6 protein-coding genes are annotated in these 5,369 nt (G+C 74.4%); 2 read left to right on the top strand and 4 right to left on the bottom strand.

The features are described 5' to 3' along the window. Positions 1-164 precede the first annotated feature (164 nt). Complete coding sequence (locus A6Q79_RS13590; protein ID WP_083516238.1) at positions 165-782, top strand: TetR/AcrR family transcriptional regulator; 618 nt, start codon at positions 165-167, stop codon at positions 780-782. Between the two features lie 82 nt (positions 783-864). Here A6Q79_RS13590 and A6Q79_RS13585 read toward each other — a convergent pair whose 3' ends face one another. The 4 genes from A6Q79_RS13585 to A6Q79_RS13570 all read right to left on the bottom strand — a co-directional run bounded on the left by A6Q79_RS13585 (position 865) and on the right by A6Q79_RS13570 (position 4,734). Continuing rightward, entirely contained in the window at positions 865-1,290 is a 426-nt protein-coding gene (locus tag A6Q79_RS13585) for a GNAT family N-acetyltransferase (RefSeq protein ID WP_286690090.1), read from the bottom strand. Positions 1,291-1,407: 117 nt separating this feature from the next. After that, complete coding sequence (purH, locus tag A6Q79_RS13580) at positions 1,408-2,964, bottom strand: bifunctional phosphoribosylaminoimidazolecarboxamide formyltransferase/IMP cyclohydrolase (protein ID WP_286690089.1); 1,557 nt, start codon at positions 2,962-2,964, stop codon at positions 1,408-1,410. Continuing rightward, positions 2,961-3,602, bottom strand: coding sequence for a phosphoribosylglycinamide formyltransferase (gene purN / locus A6Q79_RS13575; protein ID WP_286690088.1), 642 nt, complete (start codon positions 3,600-3,602; stop codon positions 2,961-2,963). The genes purH and purN overlap by 4 nt, the downstream gene beginning before the upstream one ends. Next, a complete protein-coding gene (locus tag A6Q79_RS13570; protein ID WP_286690087.1) occupies positions 3,502-4,734 on the bottom strand; it encodes a DUF6350 family protein in 1,233 nt (410 codons plus the stop codon). Before A6Q79_RS13570 ends, purN begins: the two co-directional genes overlap by 101 nt. Before the next feature lie 69 nt (positions 4,735-4,803). On the opposite strand from A6Q79_RS13570, the gene A6Q79_RS13565 reads away from it, so the two are divergent. Beyond that, positions 4,804-5,369: hypothetical protein (locus A6Q79_RS13565; protein WP_317698617.1), on the top strand; the 566-nt coding region annotated here is incomplete at its 3' end.

Here is a 5,369-nt window from a genome sequence, read left to right as displayed (position 1 = left end):
GGTCGACTTCTGGCCGCTGTGGATCGCCACCCTGGTCGTCAGCGTCGTCGCGGCCGAGCTGGCCGGGCCCGACGGGGTTGCCCAGATCATCAGCGAGAAGTTGAACCCTTGACTACGCTGGGCGGGTTCACCAGGGGGACCCCGCACGCGAAAGACAGAGAATCATGCCTGAGGCAGTACCCGGAGGCCGCGCACGTCTGAGCCAGGAGCGGAGCCGAGTGCGCCGCGACCAGCTCGTCGCCGCCGCCGCACAGCTCTTCGAGGAGGGCGGCACCAAGGCCGTCACCCACCGTTCCGTCAGCGAGGCCGCGCAGGTGCCGCTCGCGACGGTGTCGTACTACTTCGCCTCGATCGACCAGCTGGTCGACGTCATGTTCGGCGAGGCACTCACCCACTGGACCGACGAGTGGGCCGCACTCGTGCCCGAGGCCGGGACGAGCCTCTCGCCCGAGGAGGCCGCGGACCGCTTCACCGCGCCGATGCGCACGCTGTCCCCCGACCGCCCGTCGCACTACCTGAACGTCTACCTGGCCTCGCTCGCCCGACCCCATCTGCGGGAGGCGGTGCACGCCATGCGCGACGCGTGCTTCGGCAGCCAGGTCGCGATCGTCGCCGCCACGGGCGCGCCCGACCCCGTCGAGGTGACCCGCGGCGCCAGCCTGCTCTACTCCGGGGCACTCGTGGCCGCCGCCGACCGCGAGATCGGTCTCGACGGCGTCCTCGCGCTGCTGCACGGCCACGTGGTCGAGCTGGTGCGACGCGCGCTGCCGCAGCAGGACTGAGCCGCTCACCCGGTCGTCCCGCGGCTGTGTCGAGACGGCGTCTCGGGCCACGGCGGGGCTGCCCCGCCGTGGCCCGGAAACGTCAGCGCGCCTGCTTGACCCACCGGCTCCAGTCGTCCTGCGGTGCGTAGCCGCACGCGCGCCACAGGCCACGGCCCTCCTCGTTGTCGTCGAGGACCATGGCGCAGACGCGCTCGGCCCCGAGACGGCGCAGGCGCTCCTCCGCGAGCTCGACCATGCGACGACCCAGGCCCTGGCCACGGCACGCCGGGTCGACGGCGAGGCGGTAGAGGTTGGCGCGCCAGCCGTCCCAACCGCCGATGATCGTGGCGACGACCCGGCCGTCCAGCTCGGCGAGCAGGACGGCCTCGGAGTCGTGCTCGATGAGGGCGTGCACGAGGTCGGGGCGGTCGTCCGGCCGCGAGGCGTTCTCACCTGCGCGCGACCAGAGCTCGAGGAGGTCGTCCACGTCGGCCGCGGTGGCGTTCCGCACGCTCACGTCGTCCATGGCCCGACCCTGCCACAGCCGTCCGCAGCGTCCAGGCCCGAGCCCGGGCGCCACGCCCCGCGTCTCGACGCACGAGGGCCCCGCGACCGACTGGTCACGGGGCCCTCGTGCAGAGGCTCAGTGGAAGAAGTGCCGGGTGCCCGTGACGTACATCGTGACGCCCGCCGCCTGGGCCGCCGCGATGGTCTCGTCGTCGCGCATCGACCCGCCGGGCTGGACGATCGCCCGCACCCCGGCGTCGATGAGGATCTGCGGGCCGTCGGCGAACGGGAAGAAGGCGTCGGACGCGGCCACGGAGCCACGGGCGCGGTCCTCCCCGGCCCGCTCCACGGCCAGGCGGCAGGAGTCGACCCGGTTGACCTGACCCATGCCGATGCCCACGGAGGCACCGTCGTGGGCCAGCAGGATGGCGTTCGACTTGACCGCGCGCACGGCGGTCCAGGCGAAGGCGAGGTCGGCGAGCGTGGCCTCGTCGGCCGGCTCCCCCGCCACGAGCGTCCAGCCGGACACGTCGTCGCCCGGCGCGTCGACCAGGTCGCGCTGCTGGGCGAGCGCGCCGCCGGAGATCTCGCGCACCTCGTGCGTGGCGCGGTCGGCACCTTCGGCGCGCAGGATGCGGATGTTCTTCTTGCCCTGCAGCACCTCGACGGCCCCCGGCTCGTAGTCGGGCGCGACGACGACCTCGGTGAAGACCTCGGCGACCTGCTCGGCCATCGCGACCGAGACGGGCCGGTTGGTGGCGATCACGCCGCCGAACGCCGAGACCGGGTCGCAGGCGTGCGCGCGGGCGTGGGCCTCGGCCACGTCGGCGCCGACGGCGATCCCGCACGGGTTGGCATGCTTGATGATCGCGACCGCGGGCGCGTCGTGGTCGTAGGCGGCGCGCCGCGCGGCGTCGGTGTCGACGTAGTTGTTGTAGCTCATCTCCTTGCCGTGCAGCTGCTCGGCGGCGGCCAGGCCGCCGGTGCCGTCGCTGTACAGCGCCGCACCCTGGTGCGGGTTCTCCCCGTAGCGCAGGACCGCCTGGCGCTGCAGCGCCGTGCCCGCGAAGGCGGGCCAGTCGCCGTCGGCCGACCCCTCGCCCGCTCCCCCGGCGGCGAACCACTCGGCGACGGCCACGTCGTAGGCAGCGGTGTGCGCGAACGCCTGGGCGGCGAGCCGGCGACGCTGCTCCAGCGTGAAGCCGCCGGCGGCCAGCGCGGCCTCGACGTCGCCGTACGCGTCGGGCGACGTCACGATGGCCACGCTCGGGTGGTTCTTGGCCGCGGCCCGCACCATCGACGGACCGCCGATGTCGATCTGCTCGACGCACTCGTCGGGCGTCGCACCCGAGGCGACCGTCTCGCGGAACGGGTAGAGGTTGACGACGACCAGGTCGAACGGCTCGACGCCGAGCTCGGCGAGCTGCGCCACGTGGGCCTCGAGCCGCGTGTCGGCGAGGATGCCGGCGTGCACCCGCGGGTGGAGCGTCTTCACGCGTCCGTCGAGGCACTCGGGGAAGCCGGTCACCTCCTCGACGGGCGTCACCGGCACGCCTGCGGCCTCGATCGTGCGGGCCGTCGAGCCCGTGGAGACGAGGGACACGCCGGCCGCGTGCAGCGCACGGGCGAGGTCCTCCAGTCCGGTCTTGTCGTACACCGAGACGAGGGCGCGCTGGATCGGTCGAGTGCTCATGCGGGGTCTCCGAGCGTGAGGGTGCGGTCGGTCAGGGTGAAGCCGCGCCGGGCCAGCTCGCCGACGGAGTCGACGAGCATGCGGCGCTCGCTGGTCTTGATGCGTTCGTGGAGGGAGGCGACGTCGTCGTCGGGCAGCACCGGCACCGCCACCTGCGCGACGATCGGGCCGGTGTCGACACCCGCGTCGACGACGAACAGGGTCGCGCCGGTGATCTTGACGCCGTACTCCAGGGCGTCGCGCGGGCCGTGCATGCCGGGGAACGACGGCGACAGCGCGGGGTGGGTGTTCAGCGTCCGGCCACCGAAGCGTCCGAGGAAGTGCGGACCGGCCAGCTTCATGAACCCGGCGAGGACGACCAGGTCGGGCTCGTGCGCCGCCACCTGAGCGGTCAGGGCGGCGTCCCAGGCCTCGCGGTCCGGGTGGTCCGCGAGCTTCTCGACGAACGTCGGGATCGCGGCCCGTTCCGCCCGCGCGAGGCCCTCGATGCCGTCACGGTCGGCACCGACGGCGACGACCTCGGCGCCGTAGGCCGGGTCAGCCGTCGCGTCGATCAGCGCCTGGAGGTTGGTGCCGGAGCCGGAGACGAGGACGACGAGTCGGGCGCGCGTCGGCGTCGGGCTCGGGGCGGAGGGCACGGGCGTCACGATAGTGCGCCGCGAGCGCGCCGAGCGCACCGCCCACGGCCATCACGGGCACGGCGACCAGCAGCGGTGTCAGGGCGGGCGGCCCTGCGTCGGCCAGTCGTCCGGGACCGACGGCACCGCCGGACGCGCCGACCAGCACGCCGACCACGACGCCACCCGCCGCACCTGCGGCGAGACCGAGCAGGCTGCGGCCCAGCACCGGCCGGTCGGACAGTCCGAACGGCGCCTCGGCACCGGCGCGCACGGTCCAGCCCGCGACGAGACCGGCGAGCACCGGGACGAGTCCCAGCACCACGACCCAGTCGCCGAAGGTGCCGGGAGACGGCAGCGCGGCCAGGACCGGCAGCCCCGGGACGGGGCCGAGCTGGGCACCCGCGAGGTCGACGGACGTCTGCGTCCCCAGCACGAACCCGGGCCCGAGCAGCACCGAGGCGGTCCAGGCGACCATCGTCGGCACCGCGAGCAGGCAGATCGCGGCCAGGGCGGGGGTGCCCGAGGCGCCCGGGTCGAGCAGGGCCCACAGCTGTCCGGCGCGCTCGACGTGGCGCACGAGCAGCGTCACCACGACGACGCCCGCCGCGGCGAGCAGCACGGCCGCGCCGCGCGCGCCGGCGAAGACCGCGCCGCGCACCTCCGGACGTCGCCAGGGCGCGGGCCAGAGGTCGCCGGCCCGTCCGTGGTGCATCGTGGCGCCCAGCGCCGCCGACACCCCCGTCACGACGAAGACCGCGGCCGCGGCGCGTGCCGGGTTGACGACGATCTCCGGCGTGCTCGAGACGCTCGCGAGCACTGCGGCCACCACGCCGCTCGTCCCCGCGACGGTGGCCGCGAAGGCACCCGGCGACTCGACGGGTGCCGGGGTCATCGCCCGCGCGACCCGCGCCGTGAGAGCACCGCAGAACAGCACGCCGCCGAGCGGCACGAGGCCCAGGGTCGTGCCCTGCAGCTCGATGCCCGCACCCTGCAGCACGAGCCACGACCGGGCGCCGGTGCGCAGCGCCGACACCAGCCCGACCCCCGCCAGGAGGGCCACGCCGGACCCGACGACGAGCGCGACGAGCGCCGAGACCCCGGCGGTGAGGACACCCGGACGCAGGGGTGGGGTCGTGACGGTCGAGTTCACCCGACCATCCTCCCGGTAAGGTCATGACGTTCCGACCAGCCACGCCGACATCCCCGAGGAGGCAGCTCGATGACCCGCGCCGACGAGTTCACGAGCTTCTACGAGGCCACCTCCGCCACCTGCCTGCGTGCCGTGTACGCCATGTCCGGCGACCGTCAGGTGGCCCAGGAGGCCACGGTCGACGCCTACCGACGGGCCTGGCGGAACTGGACGAAGATCCGTCAGCGCGACCCGCTCGCCTACGTGCGGACGGAGGCGTGGAAGCTCACCGCCGTCAGCCGCGGCACCCACCCGTTGCGCCGTCGCCACGAGGAGGACGCCGACACCGCGCTGCTCGACGCGCTGCACGACCTCCCCGTCGACGACCGCCGGCTGATCGTGCTGCTGACCCTCGGCGACACCGACCTCGACCAGGCCTCGCGCGAGGTGGGCGTCGGGGCCGAGGAGGGCATCGAGGTCGTCACGACCGCGCTCGACGGCCTCGAGCGACGGCTCGGTCTCTCGCTGGAGGAGCTCGAGACCCGCCTGAAGGCGCTCGGGTCGGTCACCGGCCAGCTGAGCATGCCCGCGGCCGACGAGGTGCGCACGACCGCGCGCCGCGGCGGTCAGCGCAACACGGTGCTGCTGGTGGCCGC

The sequence above is a fragment of the Aeromicrobium sp. REDSEA-S32_B7 genome, assembly GCF_001626145.1.
Classification (GTDB): Bacteria; Actinomycetota; Actinomycetes; order Propionibacteriales; family Nocardioidaceae; genus Aeromicrobium; species Aeromicrobium erythreum.
The sequence above is the reverse complement of the archived record's forward strand: the minus strand, read 5'-3'. Positions and strand labels throughout refer to the sequence as shown.